This is a genomic window from Streptomyces sp. NPDC001070, from assembly GCF_053598835.1.
This window is the reverse complement of sequence record NZ_JBSFLB010000015.1, coordinates 86,496-101,299: the sequence shown is the minus strand read 5'-3', so window position 1 is coordinate 101,299 and position 14,804 is coordinate 86,496. Positions and strand designations below refer to the sequence as shown.

Below are 14,804 nucleotides of genomic sequence, written 5' to 3'. Positions count from 1 at the left end.
GCACATGCGACCTCCAGTGCCCGAAGATCCGGCCGATGCAATGCGTCAGGACCCTTCCGGCTCGCATCTGCGTCACTATGATCGATGCATGCACACCTACCGGATCGGCGAGGCGGCCGCATTGATGGGCGTCAGCGCCGACACCCTCAGGCGCTGGGTCGACGGCGGGCGGCTGCGGGCGGAACGCGACGAGCAGGGGCGGCGCATCATCGAGGGCCCCGATCTGGCCGCGTTCGCCCGCGAGTTCAACCGCACGGAACGCGCCGGCACCGGCTCCTCGGCCCGTAACCGCTTCTCCGGAATCGTCACCGAGGTGATCCTCGGCGACGTCTCCGCGCAGGTCGAGATCCAGGCGGGTCCGTTCCGCGTGGTGTCCATGATCAGCCGGGAGTCCGCCGAGGAGCTGAAGCTCGAACCCGGCGTCCCGGCGGTCGCCGTCATCAAGTCGACCAACGTGGTCGTCGAGAGACCGCCAAGACTCGGAGGAGCAGCCCTGTGATGACCCGTTTCACGCAGCGCCGGCCCCTTCAGCTGGCCGCCGGAGGCACCGCGGTGCTGCTGGCCCTGAGCGCCTGTTCGTCCTCGGACGACTCCGCCGGCGCCTCCGCGCCGTCCTCGTCCTCGGCGGGCGCGTCCTCCGCGGGCGACCTGAAGGGCACGGTCACCGTCTTCGCCGCCGCCTCCCTCAAGGAGGGCTTCACCGCACTGGGCAAGGAGTTCGAGACGGCCCACCCGGGCACCAAGGTCACCTTCAACTTCGGCGGCAGCGACGCGCTCGCCGCCAGCATCACCTCCGGCGCCCCCGCCGACGTCTTCGCCGCCGCCTCCTCCAAGACCATGCAGATCGTCACCGACGCGAAGGACGCGGCCGGTGAGCCCGCGACCTTCGTGCGCAACCAGCTGGAGATCGCGGTCGTCCCGGGCAACCCCGAGGACGTCGCCACCCTCAAGGACCTCACCGAGTCCGGGCTGAAGGTCGCCCTGTGCGCCAAGGAGGTGCCCTGCGGCGCAGCGGCGCAGAAGGCGCTGGACGCCGCCGGTCTGAAGCTCACCCCGGTCTCCTACGAGCAGGACGTCAAGAGCGCCCTGACGAAGGTGGAGCTGAAGGAGGTCGACGCCTCCGTGGTCTACAGGACCGATGTGAAGGCCGCCGGAGGCAAGGTGGAGGGCGTGGAGTTCCCCGAGTCCGCCGAGGTCGTCAACGACTACCCGATCGTCCTGCTCAAGGACGCGCCCGACGCCGAGGCCGCCAAGGCCTTCATCGCGCTGGTCCAGTCCGACCAGGGCAAGAAGGTGCTGGGCGAGGCGGGCTTCCTCAACCCGTGACGGAACGCAGTGGCGGCGCGCCCGATCTCGTGGAGTCCCGGCCGCGCCGCGCCGGCCGCCGGCAGGGTCACCGTTCCCCGGTGCCCCTGCCGCTGCTGCTGCCCGCCCTGCTCGGCCTCGCCTTCCTGGTGCTGCCGCTCGTCGGGCTGCTGGTCCGTACCCCGTGGGGTGAGCTGCCGGCGCAGCTCACCAGCCCCGGGGTGTGGCAGGCGCTGAGGCTCTCCCTGATCTGCGCCACCCTCGCCACCGCGGTGACCCTGCTGCTGGGCGTGCCGCTGGCCTGGCTGCTGGCCCGTACCGAGTTCCCCGGGCGCGGGCTGGTCCGGGCCCTGGTGACGCTGCCCCTGGTGCTGCCGCCCGTGGTGGGCGGTGTCGCGCTGCTGCTGGCACTGGGCCGCAACGGCGTCGCCGGACGGTGGCTGGACCAGTGGTTCGGGGTGACGCTGCCCTTCACCACGACGGGGGTCGTCGTCGCGGAGGCCTTCGTCGCGATGCCGTTCCTGGTCATCAGCGTCGAGGGCACCCTGCGGGCGGCCGATCCGCGCTACGAGGAGGCCGCCACCACCCTCGGCGCCTCCCGCTTCACCGCCTTCCGGCGGGTGACACTGCCGCTGATCGCCCCGGGCATCGCCGCCGGGGCCGTCCTGGCCTGGGCGCGGGCACTCGGCGAGTTCGGCGCCACCATCACCTTCGCGGGCAACTTCCCCGGCCGTACGCAGACGATGCCGCTCGCCGTCTACCTCGCCCTGCAGAGCGACCCCGCCGCCGCCGTCGCGCTCAGCCTGGTGCTGCTCGCCGTCTCGATCGCGGTCCTGGCCGGACTGCGCGACCGCTGGATGACCACACCATGACCTCCCTGGACAAAGCCGCCCCGGCCACCGGGGGCCCGCGTGCCGAGGGCCTGGACGCCCGGCTGATCGTCGACCGCGGCGCTTTCCGCCTCGACGTGACGCTCACCGCCGCGCCCGGCGAGGTGCTCGCCCTGCTCGGCCCCAACGGCGCCGGCAAGACCACCGCGCTGCGGGCGCTGGCCGGGCTGACCCCGCTCACCGCCGGCCACCTGCGGCTGGACGGCGCCGCCCTGGACGGCACACCGCCCGAGACCCGCCCGGTCGGCGTGGTCTTCCAGGACTACCTGCTCTTCCCCCACCTGTCCGCGCTGGACAACGTCGCCTTCGGCCCGCGCTGCCACGGCGTCCCCAAGGCACGGGCCCGCGCCGAGGCCGCCGCGTGGCTGGAGCGCATGGGACTGGCCGAGCACGCCTCCGCCCGGCCGCGCCGGCTCTCCGGCGGACAGGCGCAGCGCGTCGCCCTCGCCCGGGCACTGGCCACCCGGCCCCGGCTGCTGCTCCTGGACGAGCCGCTGGCCGCGCTCGACGCCCGCACCCGCCTGGAGGTGCGCTCCCGGCTCCGGCGTCACCTGGCGGACTTCGAGGCGGTGGCCGTCCTGGTCACGCACGACCCGCTGGACGCCATGGTGCTGGCCGACCGGCTCGTGGTCATCGAGCACGGCGGCTCCGTACAGGAGGGCACCCCGGCCGAGATCGCCCGCCGCCCCCGCACGGACTACATCGCGCACCTCGTCGGCCTCAACCTCTACCGGGGCCGGGCCGAGGGGCACACCGTACGGATCGACCAGGGGCCGGCGATCACCACCACCGACGAGCTGTCCGGCCCGGCCTTCGTCGCCTTCCCGCCCGGCGCCGTCACCCTCCACCGCGAGCGCCCCACCGGCTCCAGCGCCCGGAACATGTGGCACGGCCGGGTGGCCGGCCTGGAGTCGCACGGCGACCAGATCCGCGTGGACGTCGGCGGCGAACTCCCGCTCGCCGCCGACCTCACCACGGTGGCCGCCGCGGAGCTCGGGCTGCATCCCGGTGCCGAGGTCTGGGCCACCGTCAAGGCAGCCCAGACCCACGCCTATCCGGCCTGACGCCCCGGCGGGGCGGCGGTCCGGCGGGTCAGCGCGGCGTCAGGAGTGGGCCGCCCGGCGACAAGACGGCGACAGCAAGCCCCGCGCCCGCCCCGCCCGGGTCTTCCATGGGACGCATGGATGACGCCGGAAACCACCGCGTGGTCGTGGGGGTGAGCGGCTCGCTCGGCAGCCTCACGGCGCTGCACCGGGCGGCCGCCGAGGCACGCCGTACGGGCGCGGTGCTGGTCGCCGTGCTCGCCTGGGAGCCCCCGGGCGGGGAGTTCGCCTACCGGCGCTCCCCGTGCCCGCCGCTGCTGAGCGAGTGGCAGGACCGGGCCCGGCGGCAACTGGTCGGCGCGCTGGAGTCCGCCTTCGGCGGCATCCCGGCGGACCTGACGATGCGCGCGCTCGTCGTCCGCGGACCCGCGGGGTGGGCGCTGACCCACGTGGCGGACCGCCCCGACGACCTGCTCGTGCTCGGGGCCGGCCGGCGCGGCCTGCTGCGCCGCCTGCTCAGCCGCTCGGTGGCCCGGCGATGCCTCGTGCACGCGGTCTGCCCGGTGCTCGCCGTGCCCCGCTCCCCGCTCCACGAGGTCTTCGAGGACGTACGCCGCCGCAACGCCTGGCGGCTGCAGCTGCACGCCGCCGCGCCGCTGCGGTGACCCCGGGCGACGGCATCGCCGGCGCCCCGCCGCAACCGTCCACAGGCACGACGCCCGGCAGCCGGCGGGCAGCGGTGGAGGCCACGGGGGCAGAAGGCCGCGTCCCGGGGAGAGACGGGGACGAATCGGGGCGTATCGTCCATGTGTAAGTGGTTGTCGGCCCGATGGTGGAGCCACGCATGGTGGTGACTGCCCCCGCGCGGGAGCTGCTGGACCAGGCGCTCGCCGAAGTGGTGCGTGAGACGGGCGCCCATATCGGTGCGGTCTTCCTGCTCATGCCGGGGGGCCGGGTGCTGGGCATGGAGGTCATCACCGGGTCGCCGCGGGAGCTGTCGTCGCCCTGGTCGCGGCTGCCCATGGAGCGCTCGACCCCGGTGGGCGACACGGTGCGCGAGAAAGCGCTGATCTGGGTCGGCTCCCGGGAGGAACTGGCCGACCGCTATCCGCGCACCGCCCTGGTGATGCCGTACGACCTGGCCATGGCCTCCGCCCCGGTCACCGACGGCGAGGCCGTCCGCGGCTCGCTCGTGCTGATCTGGTCCCACTCCCGCCCCTCGATGCCGCCGCCCGCGGAGCGCGCGCTGATCGGGCATGCCTGCGCCCGCCTCGCCGACCAGCTCGTACGCGCCGAGGCGGGCGGGGAGCCGATCCTGCCGGGGCACGTGCCGCGGGTGCTGCACCGGCCGCGGACGGCCCCGGTCGCCCCCGACGAGGCGCTGGCGGCGGCGGACTGGGCCCGGCGGCTCCCCGAGGGCGCCTGCGCGCTGAACTTCGACGGGCGGATCTCCTACATCAGCCCGCGCGCCGCCGAACTCCTCGGCCTGCCCGTCGAGCGGCTCCTGGGCACTCTGCCGTGGGAGAGCCTGCGCTGGCTGCGCGACCCCGCCCACGAGGACCGCTACCGCGCCGCCGTGCTCAGCGGACAGCCGGTCTCCTTCACCGCCCTCCGGCCGCCCGACCACTGGCTGCTCGTGCAGCTCTACCCCGACGCGACCGGCATCAGCGTCCGGATCTCCCCCACCGACGCCGGTGCCCGTTCCACCGCGCAGGCCGCGTCCTTCGACGAGGCCGCCGTGCCGGTCCGGATCGGGGCGATCTACCACCTGATGCACCTCGCGACCGCCCTCACCGAGGCCGTCGGCGTGGACGACGTCGTCCGCCTGGTCGCCGACCTGTTCCCGGCCGCGATCGGCGCCGACGCCTTCGTGCTGTCCGTCGCGGAGGGCGGCCGGCTGCGCGTCATCGGCGACCGCGGCTACCGGCCCGAGGTCATGGCGGCCCTGGACGGCACCGCGCTCACCGCGCGCATCCCGGCGGCCAGGGCACTGACCACCGGCGTCCCCAGCTTCTTCGGCTCACCCGAGGACCTCATACGGACCTACCACGACCTGGACCTGCAGTCGGGCCTGGCCGCCTGGGCGTTCCTGCCGCTGATCGCCTCCGGCCGTCCCGTGGGCTGCTGCATCCTCGCGTTCGCCCGCAAGCGGTCCTTCCCCGCGGACGAGCGGGCCGCCCTGACCTCGCTCAGCGGGCTGATCGCCCAGGCCCTCGACCGGGCCCGGATCTACGACGCCAAGCACCAGCTCGCGCACAGCCTGCAGTCCGGGCTGCTGCCGCACACCCTGCCCTCCCTGCCCGGCCTGGAGGTCGCCGCCCGCTACCTGCCCGCGACCAGCGGCATGGAGGTCGGCGGCGACTTCTACGACCTGATCCGGCTCAACGACACCTGCGTCGCCGCCGTCATCGGCGACGTCCAGGGGCACAACGTCAACGCCGCCGCGCTGATGGGCCAGGTGCGCACCGCCGTGCACGCCCACGCGACCGCCGGCGCCTCCCCCGACCAGGTGCTGTCGCGTACCAACCGGCTGCTCGACGAACTCGACACCGGACTTTTCACGAGCTGCCTCTACGCCCACGTCCAGCTCGCCGAGGGCGTCCTTCGGCTGGCCTCCGCGGGCCATCCGCCGGCGCTGCTGCGCCGCCCCGACGGCCGTACCGACATCCTGACCCAGCCGCCCGGACTGCTGCTCGGCATCGACCCCGATGCCGAGTACCCCACCACCACGCTGACGCTGCCCCCCGGCGCGGTGCTCGCGCTGTACACCGACGGCCTCGTCGAGATCCCGGGTGGCGACCTGGACGAGGCCATCGCCGCCCTGGCCGTGGCCCTGTCCGCGCACGGCCGGCTCCCGCTCGACGAACTCGCCGAGGCCCTCGTCCACTGCGACGGCCTGGCCACCGACCGCACCGACGACACCGCACTCCTGCTGCTGCGCGTAGCCCCGGCATGAGGCCTTGCCACCTCCGCCTGCTGCCGCTGCGCGGGCTGTCCATCCTCTGGGCGCCGGGCGGGCCGTACCACGACCGGACGGTGGACGGCGTCCTGTTCCGCACGCTGCGCGAGGAGTCGCGCGGCAGCCGGGTGGAACTCGCCGAGTACGGCACCCACATCAACGACCCCGCCTTCGGCCGGGCCGCGGCGGAGCGGCTGCACGTGCTCATCGGCGCACGGAACCGCCCGCACGACGCGCTGAGCGTCGTACGGGCGGTCACGGTCCGTGCGGTGCGCGGACGGGTCAGGCGGAGGCCGCCGTCCCCGCACCGACCGCGCCGCAGTCGGCGGGTGTGTTGCTTGGGGCCGGATCCAGCAGGCGTCCGGCGAAGTGGCCGAAGACCAGCCCGAAGGAGGTCCACAGCGTCAGCTGGATCGCCAGCGCCGCCAGGCGGAACTGCCACAGCAGCGTCGCCGGGAAGTGCTCCGGCACCTCGTTGACGCCCGGGAGGAACGCGTACGCGAGCCCCACGGCCAGGACGAAGAAGGCACCGGCGGCCACGGTCGCGTACCAGTTGCCCAGGCGTGGCGCGAGGCGCTTGCCGAGGATCACGGCGGCGATCGCCAGCAGCACGCTGAGCACCATCATCAGGAAGTACAGCGTGGTGCGTTTGCCGATGGTGTCGGGGTCGCCGACGGCCGGAGGATTGGCCGGGTACTTCAGGAAGGGCACGACGTACACCGCGACCAGCGCGGCGGCCGACAGCAGCAGCGCGGTCGGCCGCGGGCCGAAGCGGCCGATCCGCCCGAGGGCGAAGCAGTAGGCGAGGGCGGCGATGCCGCCCAGCGCCACGCCGTACAAAAGGATGCCGGTGGCCAGACCGGCGGTGGACTGCAGGGCACGGCTGACCGGCTCGGCGCCGCCGTGCTCATGGGCGTGCGACTCCTCGAACGCGATGGCGGCGTCGACACGGGACTCGCCCAGCAGGTAGGCGACGACGAGGGCGAGCAGCCCGGCGGCGAGGCCGGCCAGCATGCCCCGCACCAACAGCTGCCTGACGGTGGCGGAGTTGACGGGGTTCATCGGTGCGGCGCCCCGTCAGTGGCAGGGGAAGCCGAGCAGGTGGCGTCCGTCGTGCACCCACTCGTGGACGTTCTCACCAGACAGCAGGGACGTGGCCCCCTGCTCGGCGCCCACGAAGTAGAGCAGGACCAGCATCAGGACGCCGAAGAAGACCGCCCAGGGCAGGATCGCCCGGATCGGCAGCGTCACGGGGGCGGCGGAAGGGGCGACGGCCGGCGGGGCGGCGGACTGCGCCATGGCATGACCTCCTGGTGGGAACTCGCGTCCCGGTCGGTGGAGCTCTCTCGGACGACTGCGGGTCTGACTTGCCTGGCGCTGTGCCGGGCTTACAGTGGCGCGACCGTGCCGGATTTGCACCGGACTTCCGCCGTGTCGTCGTGAATGTCGTCGTGACGGTACCGCGATCCGGCCATCCGGCCAAGGGCGCGTGTGTGCGCCCCGGCATGCGCGGGATCTGCTTCCGTGCGACCGATCGGCCTGGTGTGAAGGGGAAGTCGGCGGTTCCGCGGAGTCGCCGGCCGGGAAGGAGGGTGCATGACGACCCGGGTGATGCTGATCTCACCGGTGGTGAACGCGGCGCTGCGCGAGGCCCGTTTCGACGACGACGTGCCACCGGACGCGGACGCGCTCGACGGCGCCCGCGCGATGGCCGGCTCCCTGCCCTCGACGGGACCGGCCCTCGCCTCGCCCACCGTGCGCTGCCGGGCCACCGCCGAGGCGCTCGGCCTCGCCGCCGAGGCGTCGGCGCCGGCGGGGTGGGCACTGGGCCGCTGGCGGGGACGCACCCTGGCCGAGGTCAGCGCCGAGGAGCCGGAGGCCCTCGCCGCCTGGCTCTCCGACCCGGACGCCGCACCGCACGACGCCGAGTCGCTGCGCGACCTGTGCGCCCGCGTCGGCGCCTGGCTCGACGGACTCGCGGCGGCACCGGGCCGGGTGGTCGCCGTCGTCGAGCCGGAGATCGTACGCGCCTGCGCGGTACGGGCCTTGGGGGCGCCGGAGCGGGCCTTCTGGCGGATCGACGTCCCCCCGCTCACCGCGACGGAATTCAGCGGGCGGTCCGGACGCTGGAATCTGCGGGCGGGGCGGCCGCTGGGATGAGGCACGAGCGCGGGGCGGACGGCCAGAAGCCCGCGATTTGCTCCAGCATGGATCAGGCTCTTGCAAAAGAGTCGCAATAAGCCTCTATGATTGAGCGTTCGACTTCGCCGACCCCGGACCGGAGCCCTCCATGCACGTACCCGACGGATTCATCGACGCCCCGGTGTCGGTGGCGACGGGCGCCGTCGCGGCCGCGGCCGTCGCGGTGAGCCTGCGTGGCGCCCGGCGCGAGCTGGACGAGCGCACCGCGCCGCTGGCCGGACTCGTCTCGGCGTTCATCTTCGCCGTCCAGATGCTCAACTTCCCGGTGGCCGCGGGCACCAGCGGCCATCTCCTCGGCGGCGCGCTGGCGGCGATACTCGTCGGCCCCTACACAGGGGTGTTGTGCGTGTCCGTCGTCCTGCTCATCCAGGGCGTGCTCTTCGCCGACGGCGGCCTCACCGCGCTCGGCGTCAACATCACCGACATGGCGATCGTGACCACGGTCGTCGCGTACGCCGTCTTCCGCGGTCTGGTCAAGGTCCTGCCGCGCGGTCGCGGCGCGGTGACGGGCGCGGCCTTCACGGCGGCCCTGGTCTCCGTCCCCGCCGCCGCGGTCGCCTTCACCGGGATCTACGCGCTGGGCGGGACGACCGACGTCTCGCTCGGCAAGGTCTTCACCGCGATGGTCGGTGTGCACGTCCTGATCGGCATCGGCGAGGCGGTGATCACCGCGGCGACGGTGGGCGCCGTCATCGCCGTCCGCCCCGACCTCGTCCACGGCGCCCGTGACCTGCGCCGCCCGCTGGAGCTCAAGGAGGCGACCGTCTGATGCCGGCCGTGACCACCGTCCCCAGGCGCGGCGGCATACGGCCGCTGTGGATCGCCGGGCTGATCGCCGCCCTGGTGCTCGCCGGAATCGTCAGCTACTACGCATCGGCCAGTCCGGACGGCCTGGAGAAGGTCGCCGCGGACCACGGCATCGACAAGAAGACCGAGGGCCACGCGGCCGATGGCTCCCCGCTGGCGGCCTACCAGACCAAGGACGTCGGCAACGCGCGCCTGTCCGGCGGCCTCGCCGGTGTGATCGGCGTCGGTGCCACCCTCGCGCTCGGCACCGGCGTCTTCTGGGTCGTCCGCCGCCGTCCGCGCGCGGACGAGGCCTAGCCGTGGGAGCGGGCCACGCCCACCGGCTCTACCGGCACGGGCGCTCACCGGTGCACGCGCTGCCCCCGCAGTGCAAGATCGCCGCGGTCTTCTGCTTCGTCCTGGTGGTGGTCTCCACCCCGCGCACGGCGATGTGGGCCTTCGGTCTGTACGCGGTGCTGCTGGCCGCGGTCACCGCCGTGTCGCGGGTCCCGGCCGGATTCCTGCTGCGGCGACTGCTGATCGAGGTGCCCTTCGTCGCCTTCGCCTTCCTCATGCCGTTCGTCGCCGAGGGCCCGCGCACCGAGGTGCTCGGCCTCTCGCTCAGCGTGAACGGCCTGTGGGGGGCCTGGAACATCCTCGCCAAGGGAACCCTCGGCGTCGCCGCCTCCGTACTGCTGGCCTCCACCACCGAGCTGCGCGGGCTCCTCCTCGGCCTGCAGCGGTTGCGGCTGCCCGCGCTGCTGGTGCAGATCGCCTCGTTCATGATCCGCTACGGCGACGTCATCACCGACGAGATGCGCCGGATGCGCGTCGCCCGCGCCTCGCGCGGCTTCGAGGCGCGCGGCCCGCGCCACTGGGGCGTGCTCGCCAAGTCCGCGGGCGCCCTGTTCATCCGCTCGTACGAGCGCGGCGAGCGCGTCCACCTGGCGATGGTCAGCCGGGGTTACGCCGGCAGCATGCCGGTGATCGACGACGTCACGGCCTCGCGCGCCCAGTGGTCGTACGCGGCCGTGTTCCCGGCCGCCGCGCTGGCGGTCTGTCTGATGGGATGGTTCCTGTGACACCTTCACTCGAGGTACGGGGCCTCGCCTACGCCTACCCCGACGGCCACCAGGCGCTGTTCGGCGTCGACCTGACCATCGCCAGGGGCGAGCGGGTCGCCCTCCTCGGTCCCAACGGCGCCGGCAAGACCACCCTCGTGCTGCACCTCAACGGCATCCTCGAGGCGGGCGCCGGCAGCGTGACGGTCGCCGGGCTCCCGGTCGGCGACCGCGGGAACGTGGCGGAGGTGCGGCGCAAGGTCGGCATCGTCTTCCAGGACCCGGACGACCAGCTCTTCATGCCCACCGTCCGCGAGGACGTCGCCTTCGGCCCGGCCGCGGCAGGAATGCGCGGCGCCGAGCTGGAGGCCTGCGTCCGCAAGGCGCTGGAGCGGGTCGGCATGGAGGAGTTCGCCGACCGGCCGCCGCACCACCTGTCCTTCGGCCAGCGGCGCCGGGTCGCGGTGGCGACCGTCCTGGCCATGGAGCCGGAGATCCTCGTCCTGGACGAGCCCTCCTCCAATCTGGACCCCGCCTCCCGCCGCGAACTCGCCGACATCCTGCGCTCGCTGGACGTCACGGTCCTGATGGTCACCCATGACCTCCCCTACGCGCTGGAGCTCTGCCCGCGCTCGGTGGTGCTCAGCGGCGGCACCGTCGTGGCCGACGGCCGCACCCAGGAACTCCTGTCCGACGACGCGCTGATGCGCGCCCACCGCCTGGAACTCCCCTACGGCTTCGACCCCCGATCGGTCGCCGTCGACGTCTGAGGCCCATCCGGCGATCGTCTTCACCGCCCGCCGCGTCACCGCCGGCGCCGACGGCGCCCTCTGGGTCGACGGCGAGGTGACCGTCCGCGGCACCACCCGCCCGCTCGCCCTCACCGGCCGTGCCGAGACCTCCTCCGCCGACGCCGTCGTACTCACCGCCGAGGTGACCGTCGGCCACGCCGACTACGGCCTCACCTGGAACCGGCTGGGCCTGATCAAGGGCGCCGCTGCCATCTCGGTCGCCGCCCGCTTCGTCCACCCGGGCTGATCCCGCGCCGGCTACCGCCCCAGCCCGCACGGCGTCACGGGAGCGCCTCCACCCCGTCCGCACCGTTCACGACGGCACACGACCGCGCATCCCCGGTCACCCCCAACTGCCCACTCGGCAAAAGAAGTCGTGTCTTGCTACTTGTGTGGAAGCCGTGAAAGGCTCCCGGAACCACAAGGCGCAGGCGCTGCCTCCCGACGCCGAAGGGTTGGTTCACCGCTCGATGACTGCCACCGCCCCGGTCCCCGAGGCCGTACCGCTGTCCGAGTACTGGGGGGAAGTGCTGTGCTTCGCGCAGCTGTGCACGCTCACCCCCGAGGACGGTGGCCTGCTGGCCGCCGACGCGTTCGAACCGGGTCCGGCCCGGGTGCACGAGGCGGCCGACGCCGCCTCCTGCCCGGGGCTGCCGCCGCTGCCGCTGCTGCTCACCGCCGTGCGGGACACCGCCGCGCGGTGGCAGGCCCGGGGTCAGGGCGACAGCCTGCAGCCGGAGTTCCGCATCTGGCTCAACGCGGAACGTGCCGCGCGCCGGGGCAGCACACCGCGCCCCGAGTCCCTGGCCCTGCGCGGGCTGCGGGACATGCCCGAGCCGGACGCGGCGCTGCTGTGGTTCACGGAGGTGGAGTGCCGCGCCGCGGCCGGCACGGCGCGCCGTCTGGGCATCGACGTCGCCGCCGCGGAACGGGAGATCGACCGGGCGCGCCAGGACTTCCGGGAGCGCTGTCTGCGCGCCCATGAAGAGGAACCGCCCTCGGCGGAGTGCCAGGGATACGCCGGACTGCTCGACGCGGCCACCCGGATGCCGGACGAGGCGGCGCCGGAGGACCTGCGCCGGCACCTCGGCCGGTGCGCCGACTGCGCGAAGGCGGCCGTGTGCCTGACCCCGCTCGGCGGCGGGCTGGCCGACGCGCTGGCCGAAGGAGTGCTGGGCTGGGCCGGTCCCGCCTATCTGGAGGCCAGGCGCCGGGCGGCCGGGCGAGGCGCCGTTCCACCTCCGCTGTCCCGTCGTGCCGCGCGCGCCGCACGGACGGGGGCCCGCATCTCCAAGGGCAGGGGCGCCGCCGCGGCCGCGGTCGCCCTGCTCGCCGCCGTGGTCTGCCTGACGGTCCTGGTCACCTCCGACGACTCCGCGCCCCAGTCCGCCCAGGCCGCACCCACGGCGCAGGGCGGCAACGACGGCACCGCCCCGGGCGGCCCCGGCTTCCCCCCGCTGCCGTCGCCGGGGGCGTCCGGCGCCTCGGCGGCCCCGGAACCCTCGGCGAGCGCGTCGTTCCCCGAGGACATCGAGCCCTCCGCCGCGGAGCACACGATCCCCGCCGCCGGTGCCGCCCCCTCGGCCGGCTCGGGCGCCAGGACGTCCTCGAAGCCCACGCACGGCGCTCCCGCGGACCCGGCGCCGTCCTGCACGATCGCCTACGACGTGGTCGACCAGTGGTACGACGGATTCCAGGCGACGGTCACCCTGACGACCCGCGCGGACATCGGCGACTGGACCGTCGGCTGGCGGTACTCCGACGGCCGGCGCGTGACACAGATGTGGGACGCCGACTTCTCCCAGCGCGGCGGCTCGGTCACCGCCCGGGCCAAGGAGTACAACCGGTCGGTTCCTGCGGGCGGTTCGGTCTCCTTCGGGCTGGTCGGCACCCGGCCCGGCACCGCCTCCGCGCCCACGGGCTTCACCCTCAACGGCGCGTCCTGCGCGAGCTGACCCCCTCGGCCACCTGCCTCCTGGCGGCGGCGCGGCTTGCGCTCGAGCGGCCGGACACGACCGGGCCGGAGAGACGGTGACGACACCGCCCCTCCGGCCCGCACGGCCCGGATCCTGATGCCTAGCTCAGGCCGTTGTTGATCGCCGTGATCAGCTCACCGTTGCTGGTGTCGCCGCTGAACTCCCAGAAGAACGCGCCGCCGAGGCCCTGGTCCTTCACGTAGGTCATCTTGCCCGCGATGGTCGACGGGGTGTCGTAGCTCCACCAGTTGCTGCCGCAGTGCGCGTACGCGGTCCCCGCGATGGTGCCGGTGACCGGGCAGCTGTTCTTGAGGACCTTGTAGTCCTCGTTGCCCGCCTCGTACGTGCCCGGGGCCGCGCCGGTCGCCGAGCCGCCCGGGGCGTCCTGGGTCACGCCGGTCCAGCCGCGCCCGTAGAAGCCGATGCCCAGGTTGAGCTTGTTCGACGGGATGCCCTTGCTCTTCAGCTTCTGGATCGCCGCGTCGGAGTAGAAGCCGGCGATCGGAATGCCGTTGTAGGAGGTGAGCGGGGAGTGCGGGGCGGTCGGTCCGTCCGCGTCGAAGGCGCCGAAGTAGTCGTACGTCATCACGTTGTAGTAGTTGACGTACTGTGCGGCGCCCGCGTAGTCCGCGACGTCGATCTTGCCGCCGTTGGTGCCGTCGGCGGTGATGGCCGCGGTGACCAGGTTGTTGGAGCCGAACCTGGTCCGCAGCGCGGACATCAGGGTCTTGAAGGACGAGGCCCCGCTGGTGTCGCAGGACAGACCGCAGGCGTTGGGGTACTCCCAGTCGATGTCGATGCCGTCGAAGACATCGGCCCAGCGCGGGTCCTCCACCAGGTTGTAGCAGGAGTCGGCGAAGGCGGTCGGGTTGGCGGCCGCCTGGCCGAAGCCGCCGGACCAGGTCCAGCCGCCGAAGGACCAAAGGATCTTGATGTTCGGGTACTGCTTCTTCAGCTTGCGGAGCTGGTTGAAGCTGCCGCGCAGCGCACCGGTGTCCCAGGTGTCGGCGACGCCGTCGACGCTCTGGTCCGAGGTGTAGGCCTTGTCGTAGTCGGCGTAGGCGTCACCGATGGCGCACTGGCCGTTGGTGACGTTGCCGAAGGCGTAGTTGATGTGGGTCAGCTTGCTCGCCGAGCCCGAGGTCACCAGGTTCTTGACGTGGTAGTTGCGGCCGTAGACGCCCCACTCGGCGAAGTAGCCGAGGCGGATCTTGTTGCCCGCGGGCCCGGTGGGGGTCGGAGTCGGGGTCGGCGTGGGGGTCGGAGTCGGGGTGGGAGTGGGCGTCGGCGTGGGGGTCGGCGTGGGGGTCGGGGTCGGGTCACCGCCGCCGGTGCAGGAACCGCCGTTGAGCTTGCAGCCGCTGGGACTGCCGCTGCCGGCGCCGTTGAAGCCGAAGCTGACACTGGCTCCGGGGGCCAGCGTGCCGTTGTAGCTCTTGTTCTTGGCGGTCCAGTGGGTGCCGGAGGCGGTCACGTCGGCGTCCCACGCCGAGGTCACCGACGTGCCGGCGGGGAAGTCCCACTCGACGGTCCAGCTGCTGATGGCCGAGGTACCGCTGTTGGTGATCGTCCACTTGCCCTCGAACCCCGTTCCCCAGTCCTGGGTCTTGGTGTACGTGGCGGTGGTGCCCGCGGCGTGGGCCGGGGTGGCCAGGCCGACAAGCGCGGCAACCGGGAGCAGCAGCGCGGTGAGCCCCGCGGCGGCTGTGGTCCTGATGCGTCTGGTGCGTGGAGTGCGTGGGGTGTCTCCAGTGCTCAAGGGGTGCTCCTCGAGTGGGGGCCGACGGGGAA

Annotated in this window: 14 protein-coding genes and 2 pseudogenes; 13 read left to right on the top strand and 3 right to left on the bottom strand. The window is 73.6% G+C overall.

The window, feature by feature from the left end:
• Nucleotides 1-88: 88 nt before the first annotated feature.
• The 7 genes and pseudogenes from ACWDAS_RS19810 to ACWDAS_RS19780 form a co-directional block, all read left to right on the top strand.
• Nucleotides 89-499: a TOBE domain-containing protein gene (locus ACWDAS_RS19810; protein ID WP_450392360.1), complete on the top strand. Its 411-nt coding sequence runs from the start codon at nucleotides 89-91 to the stop codon at nucleotides 497-499.
• Nucleotides 499-1,326, top strand: coding sequence for a molybdate ABC transporter substrate-binding protein (modA, locus tag ACWDAS_RS19805; protein WP_450392358.1), 828 nt, complete (start codon nucleotides 499-501; stop codon nucleotides 1,324-1,326). Before ACWDAS_RS19810 ends, modA begins: the two co-directional genes overlap by 1 nt.
• A gap of 29 nt (nucleotides 1,327-1,355) precedes the next feature.
• The gene (gene modB, locus ACWDAS_RS19800; protein WP_450392576.1) at nucleotides 1,356-2,177 is read left to right on the top strand and encodes a molybdate ABC transporter permease subunit; all 822 of its coding nucleotides are present in this window, start codon (nucleotides 1,356-1,358) and stop codon (nucleotides 2,175-2,177) included.
• Nucleotides 2,174-3,259 carry an ABC transporter ATP-binding protein gene (locus tag ACWDAS_RS19795; protein ID WP_450392355.1) on the top strand — a complete coding sequence of 362 codons (1,086 nt, stop codon included), beginning with the start codon at nucleotides 2,174-2,176 and terminating at the stop codon, nucleotides 3,257-3,259. The genes modB and ACWDAS_RS19795 overlap by 4 nt, the downstream gene beginning before the upstream one ends.
• Nucleotides 3,260-3,366: 107 nt before the next feature.
• Nucleotides 3,367-3,903 (top strand): universal stress protein, encoded by a 537-nt coding sequence (locus ACWDAS_RS19790; protein ID WP_450392351.1) that lies wholly within the window; start codon nucleotides 3,367-3,369, stop codon nucleotides 3,901-3,903.
• Between the two features lie 179 nt (nucleotides 3,904-4,082).
• On the top strand, nucleotides 4,083-6,194 hold the full coding sequence (locus tag ACWDAS_RS19785; protein ID WP_450392349.1) for a SpoIIE family protein phosphatase: 2,112 nt from the start codon (nucleotides 4,083-4,085) through the stop codon (nucleotides 6,192-6,194).
• A pseudogene (locus ACWDAS_RS19780) lies at nucleotides 6,191-6,388 on the top strand (hypothetical protein); the annotation flags it as partial. The gene ACWDAS_RS19785 and the pseudogene ACWDAS_RS19780, both read left to right, overlap by 4 nt.
• Nucleotides 6,389-6,479: 91 nt before the next feature.
• Here ACWDAS_RS19780 and ACWDAS_RS19775 read toward each other — a convergent pair.
• On the bottom strand, nucleotides 6,480-7,259 hold the full coding sequence (locus tag ACWDAS_RS19775) for a CbtA family protein (protein WP_450392346.1): 780 nt from the start codon (nucleotides 7,257-7,259) through the stop codon (nucleotides 6,480-6,482).
• Between the two features lie 15 nt (nucleotides 7,260-7,274).
• The gene (locus ACWDAS_RS19770; RefSeq protein WP_450392344.1) at nucleotides 7,275-7,496 is read right to left on the bottom strand and encodes a CbtB domain-containing protein; all 222 of its coding nucleotides are present in this window, start codon (nucleotides 7,494-7,496) and stop codon (nucleotides 7,275-7,277) included.
• A 297-nt stretch (nucleotides 7,497-7,793) separates the two neighbouring features.
• On the opposite strand from ACWDAS_RS19770, the gene ACWDAS_RS19765 reads away from it, so the two are divergent.
• The 6 genes and pseudogenes from ACWDAS_RS19765 (at nucleotide 7,794) to ACWDAS_RS19740 (ending at nucleotide 12,992) form a co-directional block, all read left to right on the top strand.
• The gene (locus ACWDAS_RS19765) at nucleotides 7,794-8,357 is read left to right on the top strand and encodes a histidine phosphatase family protein (RefSeq protein ID WP_450392342.1); all 564 of its coding nucleotides are present in this window, start codon (nucleotides 7,794-7,796) and stop codon (nucleotides 8,355-8,357) included.
• Nucleotides 8,358-8,487: 130 nt separating this feature from the next.
• Nucleotides 8,488-9,503: pseudogene (locus ACWDAS_RS19760) on the top strand (energy-coupling factor ABC transporter permease).
• Nucleotides 9,504-9,505: 2 nt separating this feature from the next.
• The gene (cbiQ, locus tag ACWDAS_RS19755; protein WP_450392340.1) at nucleotides 9,506-10,267 is read left to right on the top strand and encodes a cobalt ECF transporter T component CbiQ; all 762 of its coding nucleotides are present in this window, start codon (nucleotides 9,506-9,508) and stop codon (nucleotides 10,265-10,267) included.
• Complete coding sequence (locus ACWDAS_RS19750) at nucleotides 10,255-11,016, top strand: energy-coupling factor ABC transporter ATP-binding protein (protein WP_450392337.1); 762 nt, start codon at nucleotides 10,255-10,257, stop codon at nucleotides 11,014-11,016. The genes cbiQ and ACWDAS_RS19750 overlap by 13 nt, the downstream gene beginning before the upstream one ends.
• 13 nt (nucleotides 11,017-11,029) lie before the next feature.
• Nucleotides 11,030-11,284, top strand: coding sequence for a YceI family protein (locus tag ACWDAS_RS19745; protein WP_450392573.1), 255 nt, complete (start codon nucleotides 11,030-11,032; stop codon nucleotides 11,282-11,284).
• A 223-nt stretch (nucleotides 11,285-11,507) separates the two neighbouring features.
• Nucleotides 11,508-12,992, top strand: coding sequence for a cellulose binding domain-containing protein (locus tag ACWDAS_RS19740; RefSeq protein ID WP_450392335.1), 1,485 nt, complete (start codon nucleotides 11,508-11,510; stop codon nucleotides 12,990-12,992).
• A gap of 121 nt (nucleotides 12,993-13,113) precedes the next feature.
• Here ACWDAS_RS19740 and ACWDAS_RS19735 read toward each other — a convergent pair whose 3' ends face one another.
• Nucleotides 13,114-14,772, bottom strand: a complete 1,659-nt coding sequence (locus tag ACWDAS_RS19735) for a glycosyl hydrolase family 18 protein (RefSeq protein WP_450392333.1) — start codon at nucleotides 14,770-14,772, stop codon at nucleotides 13,114-13,116.
• Nucleotides 14,773-14,804: the final 32 nt, after the last annotated feature.